The organism is Myxococcus sp. CA040A (genome assembly GCF_013336725.1).
GTDB lineage: Bacteria > Myxococcota > Myxococcia > Myxococcales > Myxococcaceae > Myxococcus > Myxococcus llanfairpwllgwyngyllgogerychwyrndrobwllllantysiliogogogochensis.
In genome coordinates this window covers 712,695-733,319 of sequence record NZ_JABUMR010000005.1, presented here as the reverse complement: position 1 = coordinate 733,319, position 20,625 = coordinate 712,695, and the positions used below count along the sequence as shown (strand labels likewise).

The following is a 20,625-nucleotide window of genomic DNA, read 5'->3' as shown; positions in this document are numbered from 1 at the left end:
GGACGCATGGTTCCGATGAGCGGGGCTGGACTCTTGCTGGGTCAACAGTCCATCGCCGGATGCGCGTGCAGGAACCCTTTGCAACGCGTCAAAGGCGATCCTAGAAGTCCCCACATCCTGCGCACGGAAGGGCACCGCACATGACCGACAGTTTCGGCACGAAGTCCAAGCTCCAGGTGGGCTCGGCCACCTATGACTACTTCAGCCTGAGCAAGCTGGCCAAGGCACATCCCTCGGTGGATCGCCTTCCCTTCTCGTTGAAGGTGCTGCTGGAGAACCTGCTGCGCAACGAGGATGGCCGCGTCGTCAAGCGTGAGCACGTCGAGAAGATGCTGGCGTGGGACCCCAAGGCCACCCCGGACGTGGAGATTTCCTTCCACCCCGCGCGCGTGCTCCTCCAGGACTTCACCGGCGTGCCCGCCGTGGTGGACATGGCGGCGATGCGCGAGGCCCTGGCCACCATGGGTGGCGACCCCGCCAAAATCAATCCGCGCAACCCCGCCGACCTGGTCATCGACCACTCGGTGCAGATCGACTCCTTCGCCACGACGGCGGCCTTCAAGGAGAACGCGGAGCTGGAGTTCGAGCGCAACCGCGAGCGCTACGCCTTCCTGCGCTGGGGACAGAGCGCGTTCAAGGGCTTTGGCGTCGTCCCGCCGGACATCGGCATCTGCCACCAGGTCAATCTGGAGTTCCTGGCGCAGGTGACGTTCCGTCAGGGCACCACGGTGTACCCGGACACGCTGGTGGGCACCGACAGCCACACGACGATGATCAACGGCCTGGGCGTGGTGGGCTGGGGCGTGGGCGGCATCGAGGCGGAGGCCGCGCTGCTCGGCCAGCCGATTACGATGCTCATCCCCCAGGTGGTGGGCTTCAAGCTCACCGGCGCGCTGCCCGCGGGCGCCACCGCGACGGACCTGGTGCTCACCGTCACGCAGATGCTTCGCAAGAAGGGCGTGGTCGGCAAGTTCGTGGAGTTCTTCGGCACCGGCCTCAAGGGCCTGTCCCTCCCGGACCGCGCCACCATCGCGAACATGGCGCCCGAGTACGGGGCGACCATCGGCTTCTTCCCCGTGGACGAGGAGAGCCTCAACTACCTGCGCTTCACCGGCCGTCCCGACGCCGTCGTCGCCCTCACGGAGTCCTACGCCAAGGAGCAGGGCCTGTGGCGCAAGGATGACGCGCCGGAGCCGCTCTTCACCGACACGCTGGAGCTGGACCTGGCCACGGTGGTGCCCAGCCTCGCGGGCCCCAAGCGTCCGCAGGACCGCGTCCCGCTGACGGACATGAAGTCCGGCTACGAGAAGTCGCTCGTGGAGATGCTCGCGGCCGGCAAGAGCAAGGGCGAGGACGACGAGGGTGGCGGCAAGGCCAAGGCCCCCGCGGCCCAGGTCCCTCCGGAGCGGCTGGCGCAGACCGTCACCGTGAAGCAGGGCCGGGAGAGCTACCAGCTGGGCCACGGCGCGGTGGTGATTGCGTCGATTACGTCCTGCACCAACACGTCCAACCCGGCGGTGCTGGTGGGCGCGGGCCTGCTCGCGAAGAAGGCCGTGGAGAAGGGCCTCAACCCCAAGCCCTGGGTGAAGACGAGCCTGGCGCCGGGCAGCCGCGTCGTCACCGAGTACCTGCGTGACTCGGGCCTGTTGCCCTACCTGGAGGCCGTCGGCTTCCACGTGGTGGGCTACGGCTGCACCACGTGCATCGGCAACTCCGGTCCGCTGACGGAGCCCGTCGCCAACGCCGTCGTCGAGGGAGACCTCGTCGTCGCCGCGGTGCTCTCCGGCAACCGCAACTTCGAGGGCCGCATCAACCCGCACGTGCGCATGAACTACCTGGCCAGCCCTCCGCTGGTGGTGGCCTACGCGCTCGCCGGCGAGGTGGGGCTGGACATGGACAAGGAGCCGCTGGGCCTGGACCCCAATGGCCGCCCCGTGTTCCTCAAGGACATCTGGCCCACCAACGAGGAAATCAAGACGGTCATCCGCGCGTCGGTGAAGCCCGAGCAGTTCCGCAGCCAGTACGCCAACGCCATGGACGGCGACGCGCTCTGGCAGCAGCTGCCCGTGGGCAAGGGCTCCACGTTCCAGTGGGACATCAAGTCCACCTACGTGCGCAAGCCGCCCTTCTTCGAGAACCTCCCGAAGGAGCCCAAGGCCACGCAGGACATCAAGGGCGCGCGCGTGCTGGCGCTCCTGGGTGACTCCGTGACGACGGACCACATCTCGCCCGCAGGCAACATCGCCAAGACGAGCCCGGCCGCCAAGTACCTGATGGCGGAGGGCGTGGAGCCCAAGGACTTCAACTCCTACGGCGCGCGTCGCGGCAACCACGAGGTGATGGTGCGCGGCACCTTCGCCAACATCCGCCTGAAGAACCTGCTCGTGCCCGGCGTGGAGGGTGGCGTCACCGTGCACATCCCCACCCGCGAGCGGATGAGCATCTACGACGCCTCCATGAAGTACCAGGCGGACAACACCGCGCTGGTGGTGCTGGCCGGCGCCGAGTACGGCACGGGCTCCAGCCGTGACTGGGCGGCCAAGGGCACGCAGTTGCTCGGCGTGAAGGCCGTCATCGCCAAGAGCTTCGAGCGCATCCACCGCTCCAACCTCGTGGGCATGGGCGTGCTGCCCCTGCAGTTCGAGGCGGGCCAGGACGCGCAGTCGCTCGGCCTCACCGGCCACGAGACGTTCGAAATCACGGGGATTGCCCAGGACCTGGCGCCGCAGAAGAAGCTCACCGTGAAGGCCACGGGTGAGGGCGGCACCAAGGAGTTCACCGCGGTGTGCCGCATCGACACGCCGAACGAGCTCGACTACTACCGGCACGGCGGCATCCTCCAGTACGTGCTTCGCCAGCTGGCGAAGGCGTAGTCCCGGAAGACAGAGACCGGCACCCGCTTTCCTCGGCGGGTGCGGGACTCGCACAGCGGCCCGGAGTGCCCATGTGGCGCTCCGGGCCGTCGTGTCTCAGAGCTCCTTGAGCCGGGCCCAGGCGGCGCGGTAGCGGGCCAGCCGCTCCGTGTCCCTGGCTGTCACCGCGGTGAGCCGGCGCACGTCCATGTTGTCTTCCAGGTCCGCGAGCTTCACCCGCCGCGCCAGCGCGTCCGGACGCAGGCGCTCGATGAAGGCCTCGTACGTCTCGTGCTCCCGCCGCGTGAGGCCCTCCAGCGCGCGCAGCACTTGCTCCGGATATCCCTGCTCCCGCAGCCGCTCCAGCGTCCAGGGCGTGTCCTCCACCACGTCGTGAAGGATTGCGACGGTGCGCTCCTCCTCCGTCTCCAGCCGCATCATCAGCCGCAGCGGGTGCAGGATGTAGGGCTGGCCCGCCTTGTCCCGCTGGCCGCGGTGCGCCTCCACGGCGAGGGCAATCGCGTCTTCGAGGGTGGGCATTCCAGGTGTCCTTCGTGAGGCGCGGCGTCGAGGCCAGCGGAAGTCAGGGCCGCGTCAGTTGTGGTTGCCGGAGCCCGTTCCCGTGGTGCCCTGGGACGTGTTGGCGCCGCCTCCGCCGTTGTAGCTGAGCAGTCCCTCGAGCGCGAGGGTGGTGGGGCTCTGCGTCCCGTCGCTGCGGCGGGGGCGCAGCGTCTTGGAGATGCACACCGCGCCAACGACGACCACCTGGTCATTGTCGCGCCGCCAGTTGGGGGCGACGGGGTCGAACTCGTCCTCGTTGTCGCGGATGTAGAGGTACACGTCGTCCTCGCCGTCACCGTCCACGTCGGCGAAGAGGGCGCGGTTCGCGGTGCGCAGCGCGGTGGAGAACGGGTCCGCGGGCGTCGGGTTGAACGTGGAGCGCACCGGGTCGTGGATGGTCGGCGCGGCGAGGTAGGTGTTCCAGCTCGAGTAGTTGCGCCCGTAGTAGCTGCGCGCGAGCTGGAGACCGCTCTCCGCGCAGCTCTGCCGCTGGCCGGTGCGGCTGCTGGCGACGGCGCGCACGCGCTCACCGCCCGCGTACACCATGAGGCTGGCGACCAGGCCCAGCAGCACGGTGACGAGCATGACCACGACAATCAACGTGGCGCCGCGAGCGGCGCGGTGGAAGGGCTTGCGCGACTTGGGGCTCATGGCGCTCACAGGTTGGCGGCCGCCAGGTTGGGCAGCTCCAGACGGCGGGTGTAGAGGCTGCGGTAGAAGCCATCCGCGGCGACGGCGGCCGGCGGCACGTGGTTCTCCGTGGTGATGGGCTTGTCGTCCGCCAGCACCGCGGTGCTCTGCGTGTTGCGGCGCGGGTTGCGGCCGGTGGCCACCACGCTGACGCGCACCGTGCGCAGGCCCGGCTCGAAGCCGGAGCCCAGCCCGTGCCGCCACGTGTACTGGGATGGGTCCTCCTGGCCCGAGGCGTCGAAGCCGAAGGCCACCTGCAGGTCCTCCACGTTCTCCTGCACGACGAAGGGCGGAGTCGCCGCCGGCTCCGAGAAGGGCCTGCCCAGCGCATCCGCCACCAGCCTGCCTTCCGTGCGCAAGAGCGACGGCCGTCCCGACGTGGGGTGGGGGCCGATGAAGAAGTGCACCAGCCGCACCGGGTAGACGAGGTCCCCGCTCTGGTAGCCGCCCTTCTCCGGCGCGTTGGAGAAGCCCACCGTCCCCGCCTCGGCGTAGTTCACCTGGCCCGGCACGCCTGGAGACGGCGGAGTGACGACGATGTTGGAGATGAGCGCGGCGCTCGTCATGTTGCTGACCAGGTGGAGCGAGGTCGGCTTGAGGCTCTGCGTGCACGTCACCTGGAGCGCGCCCGTGCCGGGGCGCACCACGGAGACCGCGGCGCCGGGCGTGACGCAGGGCTCGCCCAGGTAGTCGCGGTCCGGCACCACCAGCCACAAGTCGTCGCTGCCGTTGGCGGTGGGCGTGTTGGGAGTGGTGCCCAGGCCGGTGGTGCCGTCGCGGCCGAAGATGGCGCTGACACGCACGGGCACACCGGCCTGGCGCACCCAGATGCCGCCGGGCGCGCCCGCGCCGGCCTGGCGCACCATGCTCATGATGGCCTCGCCGGCGAACCGGGAGGCGTCATGGCTGTCGGCCGTGTGCTCCGTGTTGTGGACGATGCGGCTGCCCGCCATCATCAGCGCCGCCGCGGCCGCGATGATGATGGCCGTGAGGGCCAGGGCGACCATCGTCTCCAGCAGGGTCATTCCTCGCCGGGCTCTCATTGGACGAACACCTCGTTGTGGAACTGGGCGCGCTCCGCGGTGTCGCCCTTGCGCACGACGCGGGTCCAGACCGTCACGGGCCGCGAGCCCGCGGGAAGGAGCGCGGAGGCCGCGGTGGGCACGTCGAGCGGCAGGCCGGTCGTCACGAGAATCTCCCGGCAGTACGTGCCGTCCGGCAGCGAGGCGTCGTTGCACGCCGTGTTGGCGGGGATGCCCGCCAGCGGCTCCACCTGGCCGGTGGCGGACAGCTTGAAGTACGCCCCGGAGCTGGGGTCACCGGCCACGGGCACGCTCGGGTCCGCCCGCCACGGCGCGGTGCCGGGAGCAATCTTGGTGGGAGCCAGCGTGGGACGCGCCACCGCCTGCGCGAGCAGCGGGCCCTTGGCGGCCAGCCACAGCCGCTGCGTGCTCGCCTCGAGCAGGTGTCGCTTCACCTGGAGCAACTGCCCGTCGTGCACGTCGCGCGAGGCGAACACCATCCCGCCCACCGCGCCGGTGGCGGCGAGCGCCAACACCATCATCGCGATGAGCACCTCGATGAGACTGGAGCCCCGAGGGGCGCGAGGATGCAAGCTCATTCGAAGAACCTCTGGCTCCAGTTGAGCAGCCGGAAGATGAAGCCACCCTGGCCGTTGACGCGCAGCTCCTCGTTCGGGCTGGAGGGGCCCTTGGCGCCGGAGTTGTCGATGCGCGTGTTGGTGATGCGGCTGACCTCCAGCCCCACCACGTAGTCCTGCGACGAGGCGCCGTTCTCGCGGTGGTACACCGTCACGCCTCCGAAGTTGGCCAGGTTCAGGCCGGACAGGTTCGTGGCCGCGGCGCTGGCCGAGGTGGCGGTGTTGCCCAAATCCAGCTTCCAGGTGTTGCCGGACATCATCCCGTCGAGCGCCATCAGGTCGCCCAGCTTCCCGTTGGCCGTGCTGAAGTACGCGGTGCGTCCCGCCACGGTGATGTTGCCGTAGATGTGTCGGGGACCCGCGAAGGACAGGGGGAAGGGGGCGGGCTCCTGGAGCACGCCCTGGTTCTCGGCCAGGGTGTGCGCGCTCGAGGCCGTAATCGGGGCGTTGTTCAGCTTGAAGCCGTCCACTCCCATGGGCAGCCGCCGCTTGCGGTCCAGCATCGCCAGGTGCACCTGGCCCGCGGCACCCGGCTGCACCCAGTCCACGCCGCCCGTGCCCACCATGGCGATGAGCTCACCCTCGTAGCCCTTCAGGGCGGTGCCGGTGGTGATGTCCTGCGGCAGCCGCGCCAGCGCCACGTTGGTGGTGATGGGCCGGCGCTCGGTGTCGGTGGAGTCGGTGTCCAGCGCGGAGTACTTGCACGGCGATGTCTCCGAGCACGAGGGGCCCAGGCGCAGCACGTTGGAGTTCTGCCCGGTGGCGCCGTCCAGCTCCCACAGCCGTCCCTCCATGTCGCCCACGTACAGGCGCGAGGCGCCGCCTGTGTCCGTCAGCACGGTGGGCGCGGTGGGAGAGGTGTTGTCCACCCAGCTCTGCGTGTAGTCCTGCTCCCACTGCCACAGCTTCTGGCCGGTGGCGGCGTCGATGGCGAAGACCTCCATGCCGAACGCGGGCGCGCCGGAGGCGCCCGAGCTGCTGGAGGCGACGAACACTGCATAGACGGGCTCCAGGCCCTGGCGCACCACGCCCACGGACAGACCGCGCGTGCCGCCCAGGCCCCCGTAGTTGTAGAGGCCGGAGGGCTCACGGCCCGGGTCCGCCTGGGGCGCCATGAGGAAGCGCGCGTCCTTCTCCTTCCACTTCACCGCCCACTGCGTGCCGCCCGTGTCGCGGTCCGCCAGCTCCACCGGCGCGAACGCCGGGACGGCGCCCGTCTGCGCGTGGCTGCCCACCAGGTGCCACAGCAGCACCGGGCGCAGCGGGTTGGTGATGTCCATGGCGAACAAGTCCCGGCCCGGGTTGCCCACGTTGGCCACCAGCACCGTGTGCCACTCGCGCTTGCCGCTGCCCACGAAGTCCGCGAAGACGTCCATCACCACCGGCGCGCTGTTGACGCGCGCGTTGTTGCTGCGCAGCCACGGAATCTGCGTGGCCGGCAGGAAGCTCCACAGCTCCGTGCCCCGAGCCGGCGTCGCGCCGCCGAGGAAGCTCTGGCTCCAGTTCTTCGGGAAGGCGGAGGCCGCGGGGCTGACGTTCGGGAAGGACAGCGTCTCCGCCGGGCCGTCGTAGCCAGCGCCGCCCGACACGTAGAAGGCGTGGAGCTGGCCATCCAGGCCCGCCGCGTACGCCACGGTGGGGCGGGGCGCGCCCTCGTCCGGGATGTTCGCGCTGGCCTTCACCACCGCGGGCGCGGAGTGGACGAAGCCGCCCAGATGCGCGCGGTTGTCCGCCTCGTCGTTGTTGCACTGGCTGTCGGAGGGCTCGAGGATGGGCGTGCCCGACGCGTCGTGCCCCGAGCTGGTGGCGATGCAGAAGCCGCGCACGCGCTGGATCAGCTGCGCCACCGCGTCGAAGTCCGCGGCGTGCTTCGCCTTGTTGACGGCCTCCGTGCTCTGCCCGAAGTCGGTGCCCGGCAGCTGCGGGGAGTACTGCACCGCCTGCTGCAAGTCGCACACGCCATCGCCCGTCGGGGTGGTGATGAAGTCGAAGCGCGACGTGCCGTCGGGGTTCTGGGCCTCGCCCAGCTTCAGCACGTCCACGCAGCCCGAGTTGGGAGCGGTGCCGTAGTTGGCGTTGATGTCGGTGCCGTCCACGTTCTGCGGCTTCCAGCCCACCTGGAGCACCCCGCGCGGAGCGCGCAGGCCGGCGCCCAGCGAGGGATTGGTCCGCACCTGTCCACCGAAGTAGGTGAAGAGGTTGCGCTCGCCGGGGCGGGGCAGCGCGGTGTCCGCGTCCCACAGGGTGGAGGAGTCCAGGTTGCTCTCGCCGGTGGCGAGCGCGTCGCCGCCGATGAGCGAGTGGGCGCGCAGGTGGCCCGGGAAGTACGGGAACACCCACTGCGAACCCTGGGCGTGCACGTACGTGTCCACGCCGGGCGGATAACCCGACACCGCGTCGTAGGTGGCCGCGAACACCAGGGCGCGAGACCCGTCGGAGTCGCTGCCGTTGGTGTCGTCAAAGGCGACGGGCGCGGAGAGGGCGCGCTCGCTGCTCAGGGGCTCGGAGCCCAGGTTGAGCAGCGTGTTGAGCACGATGCGCGTGCCGGGGACGCTCGACTTGAAGTCGTGGCCCGCGAGATAGACGATGGTCGCCTTCTTCGGGTCATTGTCCTTCTGGTTGAAGCTGAAGAAGTCGTGCCCGCGCCGGTTGTCCTCCGCGACCTGGGCGGCGTTGTCGAAGACGTGCTCGTCCTTGTGGCCGTACCAGCTCACCGCCAGACGGCGCACCCCGTCCTTGTAAGTCACACGGTAGTTCTCCGTGTGGCCCACCACGCTCTTGAAGCGGAAGTCCCCCATCTGGGAGAACGGGTCTCCGGCGTTGGGGTAGAGGATGCAGGCCTTCCGGTTGCTCAGCGACTGGGCCATGTAGTCCGGGTCCGTGCAGTTGCGCCCGTCCCAGTCATTGCCTCCGCTGAGCTTGTTGTACTGGAATCCGCTCGCCCCCTGGAACCGGGAGCTGAGCACCGGCGTGTTGTCCGGGCGCTTCGTCGTCTCGTAGGACCAGATGCTCGCGCACTCGGCGAACAGGCCGTTGCCGCGCTGGTTGGTGAAGTGCGCGATGTTGTTGAGGGCGTTCTCCCGCTGCGTCGTCGCGCCGTCGCCGTTGGCCACGTACTCGGTGCGGGGGATGTTGCCGATTTCCCAGTGGGGGGCCCAGAACACCTTGTAGCGAGGCTTTTGGGTGACGGGGTCCACCGCGTTGATCAACCCCTTGGTGAAGCTGGCCGTGGAGATGAGGTCCACGTTGGCGTGGAGCGCGTCGTAGATGAGGCCGGGCTTCTTGCTGTTGAGCGTGCAGCCCGACGTCGTCCCTTCGGGGCAGCCACCGGCTCCCGGGAAGTCCAGGCCCGCGTTGCGCAGGTAGTCGTCCAGCATTCCGCCCTTCACCAGGGGGTCACCGTCGCTGTTCGTGCCGTCGGACAAGTCCAGCAGGGCGATTTTCGGCGGGACGCGGTTGATGCGGCGGGCCACCGGCGCGGTGAACTCGATGGTGGACTGGTGCATGCGCACGTGGTGGCAGCCGCTGTTGTTCTTGAAGGTGGAGCAGTCGTTCGCGCACGTGGTGCGGAACTTCTCCGGGGACAGGTCACCGGTGCCCGAGCGGATGAAGTCGATGACGTACTTGGCATCCGCCGCGTCGATGATGAAGGCGCCGCCCATGTACCGCACCGTGCTGAAGCGCGGGCTGGTGACGGTGTTGTTCAGCGTCGCGGCGGTGAAGAACGGGCGCGCGGTGTCGGCCGTGGTGGTGAAGTTATCGATGGCGCCGTACGGATAGATGCCGGTGGTGGGGAACGTGCTGGCGTAGTTCACCGGCACCACGGGCTGCTCCGCGGTGTTGGTGATGGTGAAGTCGCAGCCGTCGTTCCACCGCGTGTCGTTGACGGGCGCCGGCGGCGTGTGGCGGTTGGTGGGCACGCACCGGTTGGGCGACGCCTTCAAATCATTGATGGCCAGATACACCGTCACCGGGTGGCTGGCGTTGGCGCCTCCTGGCTGGTTCGACTGGAGGATGCGCCACACCAGTCCGTACGCGGACAGCGAGCCGCAGCCCCGCTGGAAGGTGGCCTGCTCGGGAATGATGAGCGCGCCGCGACTGAAGGTGACGAGGTCCGTCGCCGAGGCGGGCAGTGCCACCAGCAAGGACATGGCGACGAGCGCGCGCCACAGCGTGGAAGAGGGGGGCCGAGGAGTCATGGGGTGCTCCCACCGGGGGTGAACCGACCCAATCCGGGTCAGCTTCGCCACCTCTCTGCACGCCATATGCCCAGGTGCGCCGCGCGCTCGCCCCGAGGACCGCCTCGAAAAATTGCCAGTGCGCCTGTACGCCTGGGAGGTGTGCGGCTATGCAAAGTTTGCGAGTCCGCAATCGTTTGCGTAGCAGCGCCTTCAGGGGTGCGGGGCTGGTTTCACCAGTCCGACTTGCCCCGCAGCGTCTTCTTCTCCGACGTGCGCTTCTTGCCTTCCAGGCGTCGGCGCTTGGCGCCTGCGGTGGGGCGCGTGGCCCTGCGGACCTTGGGCACGAAGGTGAGGGCGCGCAGGCCCTCTCGGAGTCGGTCCAACGCGACGCCCTTGTTCTGGGTCTGGCTGCGGCGCTCGGTGGCGGTGACGGAGAGCTCCGTGGCGCCGTGGGTGAGGCGCACGCCGCTGGCGGTGGTGTTGCGGTGCTGGCCGCCCGGACCGGAGGCGATGAAGTAGTCCACCTCGCACGCCTTCAGCAGGGCCTCGTCATCGAGCGCCAGGGCGTCCAGCGCGGCTTGTCGGCGTATCGGTGAGGTGGTCATGGCGTCTCTCAAAGTAGCCCTCGACGCCCGTGCCGTGCACCGACTGACTGCTCCCGCCCGGCGCGTACGCGGGCCCTCGGAGGCCCCCTGGTTTCCATCCTCCCGGGGGTGCTCTCTTCTTGAGAGGGCGATTGCATCAAATTGATATGGACGGTGGACGTTTCCGAGGCGTTCTCAAGTAATTCCAGTGGGTTGAGGCGTGGCCCGGCTGTTGCTCTATGGGTGGCCAGACGCGGTAAGCACAGGAGAAACGAACATGGCCATCAAGACCTGGCAGCTGGATACGACGCACACGACGGTGGGTTTCATGGTTCGCCACATGGTGGTGGCGAAGGTGCACGGCCGCTTCACGCGGTTCGAGGGCAAGGTGGAGGTGAATGGGGATGACCTGGCGCAGGGCTCGGCCGAGGTGAAGATCGACGTGTCGAGCATCGACACGGGCGTGGAGCAGCGTGACAACCACCTGCGCTCGCCGGACTTCTTCGACGCGGCGGCCTTCCCCAAGCTCATCTTCCGCAGCAAGCGCGTGCAGGACGCGGGCAAGGGCCACTACCGCGTGGTGGGTGACCTGACGATTCGGGACGTCACGCGCGAAGTGGTGCTGGAGACGGAGCTGCTCGGGAAGGTGAAGGACCCGTGGGGCAACGAGCGACTGGCCTTCCAGGCGAGCACCAGCATCGACCGCAAGGACTTCGGCCTCTCATGGAACCAGGCGCTGGAGGCAGGCGGGCTGCTGGTGGGTGAGCGTGTGGATATCACCCTGGACGTGCAGGCGGTGGCGGTGGCGGCGGAGAAGGCGGCGTGAAGAAGCCGACGGCGGGACGCCCGCTCACCCGAAGGTCCGTGGCGGGCGGGTTGGTGGTCGGTGCTTCGGGCCTCGTGGGTGGCGGGCTCCTGTCGCGCCCCGCAACGCGGGGTGGGGTTGATGCATCTGAGTTGCAGTTTGAAAGGAAAGGGAGGCAGGCGATGATCTTCGTTCGAAATGCAGAGGAAAGAGGCCATGCCAACCACGGCTGGTTGGACACGCACCACACGTTCTCCTTCGCGGACTACTACGACCCGGACTTCATGGGGTACAGGACGCTGAGGGTCATCAACGAGGACACGGTGGCGCCCAACCGCGGGTTCGGGATGCACCCGCACCGGGACATGGAGATCATCACCTACGTGCTGGGCGGTCAGGTGGAGCACCGCGACAGCATGGGGACCGAGGCGGTCATCAAGCCCGGCGAGGTGCAGCGGATGAGCGCGGGGACGGGCGTGGTGCACAGCGAGATGAACAACTTCTCGGAGCCGCTGCACATGCTGCAGATCTGGGTCGTCCCGAGCGAGAAGGGCCTGAAGCCGGGTTACGAGCAGAAGGCGTTCGACGTGAAGGAGCGCCAGGGCCGCTTCCGGGTGGTGGCGTCGCCGGATGGGCGGGAGGGCTCGCTGACGGTGCACCAGGACCTGGTGCTGCACGGCACGCTGCTGGGCGCGGGTGAGAAGGCGGAGTACGCGCTCGCTCCAGGACGGCACGCGTGGCTGCAGGTGGCGCGGGGCTCGGGCACCCTCAACGGGGTGAAGGTGAAGGCGGGCGACGGGGTGGCGGTGTCGGCCGAGGACACGCTGGTGCTCACCGCCGAGGCGCCGGTGGAGGCCCTGCTGTTCGACATGGCCTGAGCGTACGAATCGGGGCCGGGTGGCGAGGGCTGAGAAGCCCCTGCTCCCCGGCCCTCGTGCGTTTCGAGGGGCGCGCGTGCCCTCCGACTAGCGGATGTTGAGCGTGAGGCCCGTCTTGGCCTGGCGTCCGTCCTCGCTGGTGGCGATGACGGTGATGGGCACGGGGAGTCGCGTGAGGCTGCTCTGCGTGTAGATGAGGAAGTTGACGGTGGTCTGGTCCGCGGCGACGACCACGGGCTGGGCGGAGATTCTCCGGGTGGGCGACTCGACGGTGAGCGTCACCGGACCGGCGAACGGGGCAATCCGGTTCACCGTGACTCCGACGAACTCGTTCGCGCCCGCGAGCACGGTGATCTGCCGGGGCTCCAGGGTGATGGAGAAGTCTGGCTGCGCCACGGTCGGCGGAAGGACGACGACGTAGAACGTGGCGCCCGACGCGAAGTCCTTCACGCTGTCCGTTGCCAGCAGCAGCATCCGCTGGGTGCCGGTGACCTGGATGTCCTGGGCGACGGCGACGGTGACGGGCGTGGTGATGGTCGTCTCTCCCTCGGGGAGCACGACCTCTGGCGTGAGGGTGATGCCGTCGGGTTGGGACTCCAGATTCACCCGGAGCTCTCCGGGCTGGTCTCCCACGCGGTCCAGCGTCAGGTCGAACTGCGCGGACTCACCTGGCATGAGGCTGACCGCTTCAGGCGCGGTGATTTGGACCCGGTAGTAAGGCGAGTTGCTGTTGCAGGAGGCGGCGAACAGGCAGCCGAGGATGAAGAGGCTTCGGCGGATGACGGGCATCATGGTCGTGGATCTCCCGGGGTCGTCGCAGCATGAAACCCCCGTCTCCGTCGGGCAAGCCGGCTGGAAGGCCAGCGTGCGCGGAGCGACACCGGCCGTGCGCTCTGGAAAAGACGTGAGGGGCTTCGTGGGGAAAGTGACGACGTCCAACCCTCGCTGGGGCCGGACATTCCTTGGGGCGAGGTGTGGGGACCGGAGGCCTCGTGTCGGGGACGTAGAACTTCGGGCGGGGTGGTTCGTTCACTGAGACGAACAGACCCCTTCCATTCCCGGAGTACTTCATGGACCTCAAGTCCCTGTCGCGGGCCGTGCTGTCGGCCGCGCTCGCCACCAGCTTGTCCGCTGCCCCCGCCCTGGCCGAGTCCGCCGTCCCCGTGCGGCCTGGCAAGGCTCCCCCCGCGGTGAAGCCTTCCCAGGAGCAGCCCCCGGCGGTGAAGCCCACCCTGGAGGCTCCGGCCCAGGACGCGAAGGTGAAGGCGCCCCGCCCTGAAATCGAGGTGGTCTTCGTGCTCGACACCACGGGCTCGATGAGCGGCCTGCTGGAGGGCGCGAAGGCGAAAATCTATTCCATCGCGTCTCGCATCGCGCAGGGCCGGCCCACGCCGCACCTGAAGGTCGGCCTGGTGGCGTACCGCGACGTGGGGGACGACTACGTGACGAAGCGGTTCGACCTGAGCGACGACCTGGACACGGTGTTCGCGAACCTGCGGCGCTTCGAGGCGGGCGGCGGAGGCGACACGCCCGAGCACGTGGGCCGGGGGCTGGGCGAGGCGGTGTCGAAGCTGTCGTGGAACCAGGACCGGTCGGTGATGAAGGCCATCTTCCTGGTGGGCGACGCGCCTCCGGCGAAGCACAACGACGACTGGGACTTCAAGCACTGGGCGAAGCGCGCCCGCGAGCAGCACATCGTGGTGAACACCGTGCGCTGCGGCTCGGACGAGGAGACGCAGGCGGCGTGGAAGTACGTGGCGAAGCTGACGGACGGCACGTTCGACTCCATCGACCAGTCGGGCGGCATGGTGGCGGTGGCGACGCCGTATGACGCGGAGCTGGCGAAGGTGAACTCGGCGCTGGCGTCGAAGACGCTCTACACCGGCAAGGCGGAGGTGCAGACGGCGAACAAGGCCCGAGCCGAGGCCATGGCGGAGCTGGCTCCGGAGGCCGCGGCCGAGCGCATCAGCTACATGCGCAAGACGAGCGGCAGCGGCTCGCCCGGTGCGCCCGCGCCGAGCAGCGCGCCCAAGGCCGTGGGCGGAGCGGTGGACCTGGTCTCCGCGCCCGCGGCGTTGGCGAGCGTGCGTGACGACGAGCTGCCCTCGGAGCTGAAGGGTCTGAGCGTGGAGGGGCGGGCGAAGAAGGTGAAGCAGCTCGCCGACGAGAAGAAGGACCTGGAGACGCAGGCGTCCAAGCTCGCCGCCGAGCGCGAGGCGTGGCTCGCGAAGAACCGTCCGGAGAAGGAGGACGCCTTCGACGCCAACGTGATGAAGGGCGTCAAGGCCCAGGCCGCCAGGCACGGCGTGGCGTACTGAGCCGCGCTTCGCTCGAGACACCCAGGGGCCGTGGTTCGCCTTCCCAGGCGGCCACGGCCCTTTTCGCTATTCGCGCGTCACCGCCTGGAGGATGACTTCGCGGCGCCGGTCCAGCAGGCGCAGCGCCAGGGGCAGCGAGCCCCGGTAGATGACCAGGTTGAGGCCCGCGCACAGGGCAATCATCGCCGCGGACTGCCAGGAAGGGCCGTCCTTCCCCGCCAGCTTCAGTGCCCAGCCAAAGGGCATGCAGCCGACGCTCGCCGCGACGATGCCCAGCATGGACGCCGTCAGCGGCACTTTGTCGCGCCGCTTGAGGCTCGCGTGGAACTTCACCGGGAAATAGAGCGATAGGAAGTTGCCGGCGGCCATCAACACGGGCACGACGCCCAGCACCGCGGCCAGGGCGCACGCGATGTCCACCGCCGTCCCGAAGCCGAAGTACACCCGGTAGAAGACGGCCACCATCAGCGCCATGCCGAGCGCCGCCGCCGCCTGCACCTGGTTCTTCGCGCGCAGCACGTCCGCCAGGTCCAACGGCGCCGCGAGGAACGCCGCGAAGCCCTGTCCGTCATAGGCGAAGGTGTTCTGGGAGAACGTCGACGCAATCACCACCGCGCCATAGATGCACAGGCCGCCCATCAGCCACGCGTCCGCGGAGCGACCCAGCAGGAAGACGAACAAGTCCCGCCCGGACAGGAGCTTCAGGAGGATGGCCAGGATGAAGGGCACCGACGCGAGCAGGCGCGCGCGCGGGTTGCGCCACAAGTCCAGCGCCTCGCGCGTCACCAGCGTGGAGAAGCGCGTGCGCGTGCGCTCGAACGGGTTGCTGTCCTTCGCGTCCTTCATCTGCGGCCCCGCGCGGCCCGACTGCCGGTGGAAGCGCATCAGCAGCGCGTACGCCACCGCCATGCCCACGGCCGCGAAGAACAGCAGGCCCAACGCCTCCGCCATCGCCACGCGCGGGCGGAACCAGGCGAGCTGCCCCAGGCCGTCTCCGAAGAAACCCGGAGGCACGCGGCCCAGCGCCACCGCCGCGTTGATGATGAGCGACATGTCCAGCGCGTCCACGCCGTCCTCGCCCACCGCCGTCAGCCACGAGGTGTCGATGGGCGGAATGAACGACGCGGCGATGAGGAACGCCAGCAGGCCGCCGCCCATGATTTCCGCGCTGCGCTTCTCTCGCAGCACGTTGATGACGGCGTACAGCGCCACGCGGCTCCACGCGGCGCAGAGGAACGCGAACAGCACGTAGAGCACCACCGCCAGCCACGGTGCCCACAAGGGATAGACGGAGGCGAAGCCCAGCGCGGCGCCCGTGAGCGGCGCGTAGAACACCAGCGCGCGCGGCTCGAAGAGGCTGGCCACCGTGGAGGCGATGAGCAGGCGGAAGGGAGAAATCGGAAACGCCGCGTACCGGCTCAGCTCCGAGTGGTCATCCACGCCGGCGGACAACAGCGGCCAGGTCACCCACACGGAGAAGGTGACGAAGCACAGCAGGTTGAGGATGAAGTAGGGCCAGACGTCGCTTTCCACGACGGGCTTGAGCCGCATCAGCGCGAAGAAGAACAGGCCGAAGAACAGGCCCGGCGCGCTCGACGCGACGAACGAACCCACCGCGAGCAGGCGGCTCTTGCCCGGCCCCTGGTTCAACCCGATGTTGAAGCGCAGCCCCCACAACAGCCACAGGTGCCGGAAGAAGCCGGGAACGGCGGGGCGGCTCATGCCGGCTCCCGCAGCGGGACGACGGGAGCGGGGGCCTCGCCGTAGAACGACAGCCGCGCGTTGCGCGACGACGGCACTGCGATGAGCTTCTCGAACACCGCCTCCAACGAAGAACAGTCGTAGCGCTGGAGCAAGGAGGACACCGGTCCCTGGTCCAGCATGCGTCCGGCCTGGATGATGCCCGCGTGGGTGGCCAGCCGGTCCGCGATCTCCAAAACATGCGTGGTGAGCAGCAGCGTGACGCCGCGCCGGCTCAGCTCGCGCAAGAGTTCGCGGATGACGCCCGCCGCCAGCACGTCGATGCCCTCGAAGGGTTCGTCCAGCAACACCAGCTCCGGTGCGTGGATCAACGCCGCGGCGATGGCAAGCCGCCGCCGCATGCCCTTGGAGTACTCGGAGACGAGCGAGCCCGCCTTGTACGTCAGCTCCGTCAGCTCCAGGAGCTCCGTGGCCCGCGCCCCGGCCTCGTCGCCGTCCAGGCCGTACATGCGCGCGCAGAAGGTGAGGTACTGCCGGCCGGTGAGCCGCTCGAAGAGGCTCAGCTCCTCCGGCACCACGCCCACGCGGCGCTTCACCTCCATGGGCTTTTGCACCGCGTCCACGCCGAGCATGCGGATGGAGCCCGCGTCGGGGCCGTACACGCCTGTCAGGAGCGCGATGCTGGTGGACTTCCCGGCGCCGTTGGGGCCCAGGTACGCATAGAAGGCCCCCTTGGGTATCTGGAGGTCCAGGCCGTTGAGCGCGGTGAAGCCACCGAAGCGCTTGATCAGCCCGCGCGCGTCGACGGCGAGGTCATCGGAAGGGGAGGGCGTCATGAAGTGACGCCATCACACCCGAGCCCGGCCCCCGGCGACAATCCCCACCCGGCGCGCCGGGCACGGAATCCTCAGTGGACGAAGGCCATCTCCGGCGGGCCGACAATCTGCTGCACCGTCATCCGCACCTTGTCCAGGTCCACGGGCTTGGAGATGTAGCCGGCCGCGCCCACCAGCTCCGCCTCCCACTCGAAGCCGTAGCCGGAGATGATGATGATGGGCAGCCCCCGGGCACGCGGCATCTTCTTCAGCGCGTCCAGGAGTCCCCACCCGCTCATCACCGGCATGCGCAGGTCGAGCAACACGGCGGCGGGCATGTCGCCCTCCAGATGGTCCAGCGCTTCGCGGCCGTTGGCGGCCTGAACGGTTCGGTAACCCATCTCCTCGAGGGCATCGCAGATGAGCGTGCGGTGACTCGCGTCGTCATCGACGACCAGGATGTGGGACATGGCAGGGCCTCAGAGGGGAGCTGCGGCGTCTCGGACCGCGGGATTCTATGGGCGGCAAGATGGGAACGGGGAGTTCATTCCGGAAGGGGGCGCCCCACTTTTCAACAGCCAACCACCCTCGCGATGCAACCCGCTTCGCGGCTACTCCTGGGGCTTCTTCTCCAGGTCTCCGGACCCGTCTGCCCCGTGGTCCGTCCGCCGCAGATACGTGTTGTGCGCATAGCCCTGGCGCGACAACCGCTGCGACTCGATGGCGTCCGCGACCTTCGTGCACACCTGTCCCAGCAGGCGCAAGGACTCCGCCAGCAGCTTCTCGGCGTGGTCCTGGGCGTCGGCGGCGGCGATGGTGGTTCGCTCTTTGCGGAACAGCCCTGGCAACTTCATCCCTCCGAATCTAGGAGACCCCGCCGTCAGGCGCCACCGCCCTTGGGGCCCCTTCCGCCCCCCAGGGACCTGTCCCGGCCTCGGACTCGGCGCCACCTCGCTCCCTTGACAGGATTGACCGGCTGGCAAATTTACATTTTTGAGCAGACCTCGCCGGCGACACCCTCTCCAGCCCCGGAACTGTCGTGTAACCCACGGGAATTCAAAGGGCTTAACGAATTTTCAAGTGGGGGGATGACATCGAGTTAATTCGTCCTTACATTGCTTCTCGTCTCATTGCTGCGGAGGAGACGCGCATGGCTTACGACGGCGAGCTGGTGAAGATGGAGAACGGTCGCTGGGCGCGGTTCCAGCGGTGCCAGGTGTACCGCCCGGGTGTGGCGGACGCTGGCGAGACGATGCTGCTGATCGCCGTGGAGCTCGAGGAGCGCTACCAGCTCCTCCTCGACGGGGCGGCGGATTCCCTGGCCCAGTACCGCTACCAGGGCGTGCCCGTGCAGGTCCGGTTGGATCCGGACGCGCAGGCCATCACCCTTCAGCCGGAAGTGGCCGCATCCGTACCCGCCGTGCACTGATGCCGCGCTCCCCGTGAGCGCGCCGGTGCGGGTTTGACGGATTCACAACACAAGGGGCCTCGCGATTCACATCGCGGGGCCCTTTGAATTTACAGCCCCCGGCGGGCTGCGTCAGCGACCCTCCAGCCAGCGCGAGTACGCCCCGAAGTCGTAGCCCCGGCCGAGGAAGTCCCGGACCAGGTCCGCGGCGTCCTTGGAGCCCCCCGGCGCCAGCACGGTGTCGCGGTAGCGGTGGGCGGTCTCCACGTCCATCAGCCCGTGCTCCTCGAAGGGCGTGAGCAGGTCCCTCGCGATGACGAGCGACCAGAGGTACGCGTAGTAGAGCGCCGAGTAGTCGCCATCCAACTGGGTGAAGGCGAGGTGGGCGTACGTGCCGTTGACGGCGCGGAAGGGCAGGTAGCGCTCCTGGAGCGCCAGGACGCTCGCGGTGGAGTCGGTGCCCTCGGGGTTGCCGGCGTGCAGGTTGAGGCTGACGGCGGCGTAGAAGAGCTGCTGGCGCACCCAGAGCCCCTTGCCGAAGGAGTCCGCGCGGCGCATGCGGGAGATGAGGTCGGCGGGCAGCGGCGCGTCCGTGTCGATGTGGCGGGCGAAGCGCTGGAGTGACTCCACGCTCCAGGCCCACTCCTCCAGCACCTGCGCGGGGGCCTCCACGAAGTCGACCTCGGTGCGCGTGCCGGACAGCCCGGCCCAGCGGGCGCGGCCGCCCAGCACGTGGTGCAGCAGGTGGCCGAACTCGTGGAAGAAGGTGCGCACCTCGGAGTGCTGGAGCAGCGCGGGCCGCGTGCCGGGGCGGGGGAAGTTGCACGTCAGCACGCCCTCCGGCAGGGACCTGCCCGCGCGGCCCATGGCCAGGTCCCACTGCGCGGCGTGGGTGTACTTGCCGGGGCGCGGGTGCATGTCCAGGTAGAAGCGGCCCCGGCGCTCGGTGCCCTCGTAGACGTCCCAGACCTCCACGTCCGGGTGCCAGACGGGGGCGTCCGGCACGCGTCGGTAGGTGAGCCCGAAGAGGCTGGCGGTGAGGTCCAGCACGCCCTGCTTCACGCGCGTGTATTCGAAGTAGGGCCGCAGCTCGCGCGAGTCGAAGCGGTACTGCTCGGCGCGCACCCGGTCCTCCAGCCACGCCTGCTCCCAGGGCTCCACGCGGGTGGCGTCGGGCACCTGCTCACGCTTGCGCGCGAGCAGCGTGGCGTACTCCCCGCGCATGCGGCCGTCGACGGCGGCGGCCAGCTCCTCGATGAAGTCCGCCGCCACCTGCTGTCGGCGCACCATCTTGTCCTCGGCCGCGTAGGCCGCCCAGCTCGGGTAGCCCAGCAGCGTGGCCAGCGCGTGGCGCGCCTGGAGCATCCGCGCGAGCGTGTCCAGGTTGCGCGGATGTCCCCGGCGCCGTCCCAGGCGCCACAGCGCCTCGCGCGCGGCCGTGTCGCGCGCATACGTCATGAAGGGCCCCAGGTCCGAGGAGTCCGTGGCCAGGCGCACGCGGCCATCGGGGCCGGGCGGGTGGGCGCGGACGTAGTCCTCCGGCAGGCCCGCCAGCGCCGACGGGGCCACGTCCAGGTGACGCACGTCCTCGTGGATGTGGCGGCTGAATTCCTGGCCCAGGACGATGAGCTCCTCCTGGAGCACGCGCACCCGCTCCCGCGTGGCTTCGTCCCGGTCCACGCCCGCGCGCTGGAAGCCCTTGAGCACCCGCGCCACCCAGCGACGGGTCAGCGCGTCCTGACCCTCCAACTCCAACGAGGCCAGCACGTCGTAGACGCGGCGGTCCAACGAGATGTCCGTGCGCACCCGCTCCACGGCCTGCTCGCACCGCTCCGCGGCGGCCCGGAAGGCGCCGTCCGGGTGCACGTTGGCGCCGATGCCAGACCGGCCGACCGCGTCGTCCAGGAGCGCCACGGCGTCGTCATAGGTGGTGAGCAGGGCATGGGTCGCCAGGCGCCGGGCGCCGGGCGCCGTCAGTCGCGCCACCGCGCCACGGGCCTCCTGGATGTCGCGCCGACACGCTTCCATGAAGCGCTCGGGTGTGGCGGCGAGCAGACGGCCGGCTTCCGGCGCGGGCGCCCCCCGCGTGTCGCCCGTGCGAACGGAGGGCCGGGTCGACGCACCCCCGCACCCCACGAACATGACGGCGGCGACGATGACGAACGTGGAACG

At 69.3% G+C, this 20,625-nt stretch carries 17 protein-coding genes; 5 read left to right on the top strand and 12 right to left on the bottom strand.

From position 1 onward, the window contains the following. The first annotated feature begins 140 nt into the window (after positions 1–140). On the top strand, positions 141–2,873 hold the full coding sequence (gene acnA, locus HUA75_RS24890; protein WP_141642697.1) for an aconitate hydratase AcnA: 2,733 nt from the start codon (positions 141–143) through the stop codon (positions 2,871–2,873). A gap of 96 nt (positions 2,874–2,969) precedes the next feature. Here the strand turns inward: acnA and HUA75_RS24885 are convergent, their stop codons facing one another. The 6 genes from HUA75_RS24885 to HUA75_RS24860 all read right to left on the bottom strand — a co-directional run bounded on the left by HUA75_RS24885 (position 2,970) and on the right by HUA75_RS24860 (position 10,549). Beyond that, positions 2,970–3,392: an HD domain-containing protein gene (locus HUA75_RS24885; RefSeq protein ID WP_141642696.1), complete on the bottom strand. Its 423-nt coding sequence runs from the start codon at positions 3,390–3,392 to the stop codon at positions 2,970–2,972. 54 nt (positions 3,393–3,446) lie between these two features. After that, on the bottom strand, positions 3,447–4,064 hold the full coding sequence (locus tag HUA75_RS24880) for a hypothetical protein (protein WP_141642695.1): 618 nt from the start codon (positions 4,062–4,064) through the stop codon (positions 3,447–3,449). 5 nt (positions 4,065–4,069) lie between these two features. Continuing rightward, entirely contained in the window at positions 4,070–5,128 is a 1,059-nt protein-coding gene (locus HUA75_RS24875) for a PilW family protein (RefSeq protein ID WP_254627732.1), read from the bottom strand. A gap of 14 nt (positions 5,129–5,142) precedes the next feature. Then, entirely contained in the window at positions 5,143–5,724 is a 582-nt protein-coding gene (locus HUA75_RS24870; protein ID WP_174487781.1) for a type II secretion system protein J, read from the bottom strand. Then, positions 5,721–9,962: a hypothetical protein gene (locus HUA75_RS24865; protein ID WP_174487780.1), complete on the bottom strand. Its 4,242-nt coding sequence runs from the start codon at positions 9,960–9,962 to the stop codon at positions 5,721–5,723. The genes HUA75_RS24870 and HUA75_RS24865 overlap by 4 nt, the downstream gene beginning before the upstream one ends. Before the next feature lie 212 nt (positions 9,963–10,174). Continuing rightward, the gene (locus HUA75_RS24860; RefSeq protein WP_141642691.1) at positions 10,175–10,549 is read right to left on the bottom strand and encodes a peptide chain release factor-like protein; all 375 of its coding nucleotides are present in this window, start codon (positions 10,547–10,549) and stop codon (positions 10,175–10,177) included. Positions 10,550–10,805: 256 nt separating this feature from the next. Between HUA75_RS24860 and HUA75_RS24855 the strand changes: the two genes are divergently transcribed. Both HUA75_RS24855 and HUA75_RS24850 read left to right on the top strand, forming a co-directional pair. Beyond that, entirely contained in the window at positions 10,806–11,354 is a 549-nt protein-coding gene (locus HUA75_RS24855) for a YceI family protein (protein ID WP_141642690.1), read from the top strand. 161 nt (positions 11,355–11,515) lie between these two features. After that, positions 11,516–12,211, top strand: a complete 696-nt coding sequence (locus tag HUA75_RS24850; RefSeq protein WP_141642689.1) for a pirin family protein — start codon at positions 11,516–11,518, stop codon at positions 12,209–12,211. Between the two features lie 87 nt (positions 12,212–12,298). Here the strand turns inward: HUA75_RS24850 and HUA75_RS24845 are convergent, their stop codons facing one another. Beyond that, positions 12,299–13,003, bottom strand: a complete 705-nt coding sequence (locus HUA75_RS24845; RefSeq protein WP_174466611.1) for a hypothetical protein — start codon at positions 13,001–13,003, stop codon at positions 12,299–12,301. Between the two features lie 278 nt (positions 13,004–13,281). On the opposite strand from HUA75_RS24845, the gene HUA75_RS24840 reads away from it, so the two are divergent. Further along, positions 13,282–14,529 carry a VWA domain-containing protein gene (locus HUA75_RS24840; RefSeq protein WP_174487779.1) on the top strand — a complete coding sequence of 416 codons (1,248 nt, stop codon included), beginning with the start codon at positions 13,282–13,284 and terminating at the stop codon, positions 14,527–14,529. Between the two features lie 66 nt (positions 14,530–14,595). On the opposite strand, the gene HUA75_RS24835 is transcribed toward HUA75_RS24840, so the two are convergent. The 4 genes from HUA75_RS24835 to HUA75_RS24820 form a co-directional block, all read right to left on the bottom strand. Continuing rightward, on the bottom strand, positions 14,596–16,251 hold the full coding sequence (locus tag HUA75_RS24835; RefSeq protein WP_174454767.1) for a hypothetical protein: 1,656 nt from the start codon (positions 16,249–16,251) through the stop codon (positions 14,596–14,598). Next, a complete protein-coding gene (locus tag HUA75_RS24830) occupies positions 16,248–17,066 on the bottom strand; it encodes an ABC transporter ATP-binding protein (RefSeq protein WP_141642686.1) in 819 nt (272 codons plus the stop codon). Before HUA75_RS24830 ends, HUA75_RS24835 begins: the two co-directional genes overlap by 4 nt. 71 nt (positions 17,067–17,137) lie before the next feature. Further along, positions 17,138–17,515 carry a response regulator gene (locus HUA75_RS24825; RefSeq protein WP_141642685.1) on the bottom strand — a complete coding sequence of 126 codons (378 nt, stop codon included), beginning with the start codon at positions 17,513–17,515 and terminating at the stop codon, positions 17,138–17,140. Between the two features lie 141 nt (positions 17,516–17,656). Then, positions 17,657–17,899 (bottom strand): hypothetical protein, encoded by a 243-nt coding sequence (locus HUA75_RS24820; RefSeq protein ID WP_141642684.1) that lies wholly within the window; start codon positions 17,897–17,899, stop codon positions 17,657–17,659. 296 nt (positions 17,900–18,195) lie between these two features. On the opposite strand from HUA75_RS24820, the gene HUA75_RS24815 reads away from it, so the two are divergent. Beyond that, positions 18,196–18,474 (top strand): hypothetical protein, encoded by a 279-nt coding sequence (locus HUA75_RS24815; protein ID WP_141642683.1) that lies wholly within the window; start codon positions 18,196–18,198, stop codon positions 18,472–18,474. 111 nt (positions 18,475–18,585) lie between these two features. On the opposite strand, the gene HUA75_RS24810 is transcribed toward HUA75_RS24815, so the two are convergent. Then, positions 18,586–20,481: a M3 family metallopeptidase gene (locus HUA75_RS24810; protein ID WP_174487901.1), complete on the bottom strand. Its 1,896-nt coding sequence runs from the start codon at positions 20,479–20,481 to the stop codon at positions 18,586–18,588. Positions 20,482–20,625: the final 144 nt, after the last annotated feature.